Source organism: Thauera butanivorans NBRC 103042, assembly GCF_001591165.1.
Classification (GTDB): domain Bacteria; phylum Pseudomonadota; class Gammaproteobacteria; order Burkholderiales; family Rhodocyclaceae; genus Thauera; species Thauera butanivorans.
This window is the reverse complement of the sequence record NZ_BCUG01000107.1, coordinates 1-3999: the sequence shown is the minus strand read 5'-3', so window position 1 is coordinate 3999 and position 3999 is coordinate 1. Positions and strand designations below refer to the sequence as shown.

Below are 3999 nucleotides of genomic sequence, written 5' to 3'. Positions count from 1 at the left end.
GGCCCCGACGGCCAGGGCGGCGTGCCCTACCTGCTCATCCCCGCGGCGGCAAACGGCGGCGGCTGGGCCACCGGCAACGTCGTGCGCATCAACACCGTCGGCGCCATTGCAGACGTCTGGATCGCCCAGAGCATCCAGCAATCCGACGCCCCGGCCGGCGACGGCGCGGACGGCTGCGAGCTGTACGCGTTGGGCAACGTCGATCGCCCCTGACCCATTTTTGGAGATCCCGATGAAAGCCGATACCTCGGTCAAATGGTTCCATTCTGACATGGCTGCCGCGCCGGTGCTGCGCGGCCAGGCCGGCGCGCTGATCGAGATTCTCGATGCCACGCTGGTCAACGGCTTCGACGTGCGTGTGATCAACAGCCTGGTGGTCGCCGATGGCGTGGCCACGGCCACGATCAGCGCCGGCCACGCCTACCTGCAGCACGCGGTGATCGCGCTCTCGGGTGCCACGCCGGCCGAGCTCAACGACGAATGGCGCATCAAATCGGTCGCCGGCAACACGTTCAGCTTCGACTGCGATCTGCCCGACGGCACGGCCACGGGCACCATCACCGTCAAGATGGCGCCCGCCGGCTGGGCCAAGGTTTTTGCCGGTGCCAACAAGGCGGTGTATCAGTCCACCGATCTGGCGGGTACGCAGTTGTTTCTACGTGTGGATGACGCCGGCACCACAAATGTCGATGTCCGCGGATATGAACAGATGTTCGATGTCGACACGGGTACCGGGATGTTCCCGGCGAGTGCCACTACCAGCAACTGGCCAAAACACAACAGTAGTTCGGGGGGATCTACTCCGTCGCCGTGGTCATTGATCGGCGACCGCAGGCTGTTTCACTATGCGCCTGCTTGGCACACCAGTGCCCAGTGGGCGGGCAAAGCGGCCATTTACAGGTTTGGGGATGCCATCAGCTATCTGGACGGTGATGCCTATCACTGCATCATCGCAAGCATGCAAGCCCCAGCAGCCAGCAACTACCCGTCAGCAGGGTTATCTACCTTTTACGGCCTATTTGGAGCAGCGGGCGGATGCTGGTTGGCGCGGGGCGCCGGTCAATCGGGCGGTGTGATTGATCAGGGCCATAGGAGTGCCGTCGAGCACGCCGGGGGGACAGGAACAGGAGAATCAGGGCGTCTGCTTCCGATTGACGGCAAGATGCACTACAGCCCCGTGTTTATCACCGATGGTCGCGGTACCGCTGTACCTTTGCGGGGGCAGGTCCCAGGCTATTACATCGCCCATGAACAATCCCCTGTCGCCTTGCCGAATTTTGGGATTGAGCGCATCTCCGAACGGCTCTTGATGCGTGTCAGAGTTGGCAGTACGACAGATACAGGCAGCTTCGTAGAGAGACGCTTCGTGGCCTTCGACATCGAAGGGCCCTGGCGATGAGCGCGGTAATCATCGATCGACTGCTCACCAGCGCGCGCATCGACGACGGACTGATCGCTTATCTCGAGGTCGACACCGTGGTCGCCGGCCTGCCTGACCAGCCCGTGCCGCGCCGCGTGCAGCTCTTCGTCGCGCCCAATGCGCACGGCACGGCATTCCCCTCCGCGACCCTGATTGCCACGCAGGTGACAGATGCCGCCGGCCGCTGCCGCTTCGAGCATCTCGACCCCGCCCTGCGCTACGGCGTCATCGCCTACGACCACACCGGCGAATTCGATCCTGTCATCAAGACCAATCTCGTCCCGAGCGTACCCTGATCATGGACATCTCCACCGCCCACGCCGCAGCCCGTGCCGAGGCCGCCCGCGTGCCTGCGCTGCAGGCCAGTCTGGCACGGCTCGATGCCGCACCCGGCCCCGCATCCATCACGTTCTACGCCGCGCCGCGCCCGGATCCGGGCGAGCCGCCCGCCGGCGCTGCACTGGTCGTCATTGCGCTGCAGCAGCCGGCCGGCGCGATCAATGAAGCGGCCCACACGATCGAGCTGGCCGTGCCGATCGAAGGCCAGATCACCGGCGCGGACCCCGATGACGGCACCGACACCGCATGGGCGCGCATCACCGACGGCGCCGGTGAGTGGTGGGGCGATTGCAGCGTGTCCGACGCCAGCGGCGCAGGTGAGATCAAGCTGATTTCCACGTTGCTGCGCAACGGCGCGTTCGCGCGCCTGGTCTCCGCCGTGTTTGCCGGCTGATCCGGCTCTCTGACACATGACGATCCGCCTGCGCTTCGTCGCACCGCAATCGACCACGCCCGGGCTGCTGCGGCTGCGCTTCGGCGCCGGCGGGCAGGCGCAGGATGCGGTCGGAGAGCTGGCGTGCGTGCTGCCCGCGCCCGCGCTGGCGCCGCTGGCCCTGGCCGCGCACGGCGATGCGGCCTTCGTCGTGCATGGAGCGTTGTCGGCCGCACTGCCGCCGCCGGCACTGCAGCTCTCGTTCGAGGCCGATGGCCGTCTGCCGCCCGTACTGGGGGCGCTCGATGCCGCGCTCCCGGCGCCCGGCCTGGCACTCGTGCCAGCGCTGGCCGGCGCGATGGCCAGCCCCGCGCATTTGCTGGCCGTCTTGCCGCCCGCAGCATTGTCCTTTGCGCCGTCCGCCGTCGCGCATCAAGGGCAAAACCTCGCCCTGGCTGCCTCGCTGCCGGCTGTCATGCTGGCTGCTCCCGCTGCCACCGTCGATGCCGAGCAGGACATGGCGCTGATCACGGACACCCCAACGGCCCTGGCCGCCCCGGTGCGGCAGGCTGAGCAGCATGCCGCGTCGAGCGCCCTGGCACAGCAATCCATGCTCCCCAGCGCCACTGCGTTGTGCGCCCGGATGCACGCTGCGGCCGTCCTGGCCAGCCGCGCCGGTCTGCCGCAACAGGAAACGCAGCGTGTGGCACGGCCCCTCGATGCACGGTGGGCGCACGGCCTGCGCGTCGCCGGGCGCACCGCCGCACCCCAGCGCGACACCGCGCGCAGCCGGCGAGGGGCCGTGCTGCCCGTCGCCCAGGCCCTACCGGTAGGTGGCCGCTCGAACGCGCAACAGCGGGAGATGGCACGCAGCGCACGGCCCCTGTCCGCCGGTCAGCAATCCGCCGAGGCGCTGGCGCGGGTCATTGATGCCGAATTCCGATTGCTGGGGGATCGAATCGGCGTGGCGCTGGCGATGCCGCATACGCACGGCATCCATCCGCCGCCTGGGTACTGGCGCCCGGCACCCGGTACCGGGCCGGACCTGCGGCCGGATCGCGTGGTCCTCCTGCGCTTCTGCCACGTCCGCGACGGCACGGCGCACCTGGTCTTCGGCTGTCGGCAGCCCGGCGTCGGCCCCATCATCATCCCCGTCAGGAGAACCTACACCGTGCTCAACACCGTATCGCTCACGCTCGCCGGCACGGGCCAACCCATCGAGCACACCGGCCTGTCCCTGCGCCTGGACATCGACTCCTGGGCCTGGGGCTGGTCGGCCACGGTGCCCGCCAGCTACCTCGCCCTGCTGCGCCCCGACCCGGAGGACGGCTGCCGGGAAGTCATCGCCACGATCAATGGCCAGCCCCACCGGCTGCTGGTCGAGACCCTGTCGCGCGAGCGCCGCTTCGGCCGCGCCGAACTGCGCATCGGCGGCCGCAGCCGTGCCGCGCTGCTGGCCAGCCCGTATTCGCCCACCATCATCCGGCTCAACACCGAAGCCCGCACCGCCCAGCAGCTGATGGATGATGCGCTGACGGACAACGGTGTGCCGCTGGGCTGGACGCTCGACTGGCAGATCACCGACTGGCTGGTCGATGCGCACGCCTGGTCGCACACCGGCAGCTACATGGATGCCGCGGTCCGCATCGCCGAGGCCGCCGGCGCCGTCATCCAGCCGCACGCCACCGCCGACACCCTGCGCGTGCTGCCGCGCTACCCCGCTGCCCCCTGGGAATGGCCCAGCCTCACGTCCGATATCGCGATCCCGGAAAACGTGATCACCGTCGAAGGCATCGACTGGGCGGACAAGCCGCGCCACGACGCCGTGTATCTCGCCGGCAGCATCCTCGGCCACGTCACGCGCAAC

General features: G+C 68.5%; 5 protein-coding genes. All 5 read left to right on the top strand.

Annotated elements, in window-relative coordinates:
* Positions 1-213, top strand: a 213-nt coding sequence (locus TBU01S_RS22430) for a hypothetical protein (RefSeq protein ID WP_217999689.1), incomplete at its 5' end; no start/stop codon positions are given.
* Positions 214-232: 19 nt separating this feature from the next.
* On the top strand, positions 233-1399 hold the full coding sequence (locus TBU01S_RS22425) for a hypothetical protein (protein ID WP_068639705.1): 1167 nt from the start codon (positions 233-235) through the stop codon (positions 1397-1399).
* Positions 1396-1716 carry a hypothetical protein gene (locus TBU01S_RS22420; RefSeq protein WP_068639704.1) on the top strand — a complete coding sequence of 107 codons (321 nt, stop codon included), beginning with the start codon at positions 1396-1398 and terminating at the stop codon, positions 1714-1716. The genes TBU01S_RS22425 and TBU01S_RS22420 overlap by 4 nt, the downstream gene beginning before the upstream one ends.
* A gap of 2 nt (positions 1717-1718) precedes the next feature.
* A complete protein-coding gene (locus tag TBU01S_RS22415) occupies positions 1719-2153 on the top strand; it encodes a hypothetical protein (protein ID WP_068639703.1) in 435 nt (144 codons plus the stop codon).
* Between the two features lie 16 nt (positions 2154-2169).
* On the top strand, positions 2170-3999 hold a 1830-nt coding region (locus tag TBU01S_RS22410; protein ID WP_217999688.1), incomplete at its 3' end, for a hypothetical protein.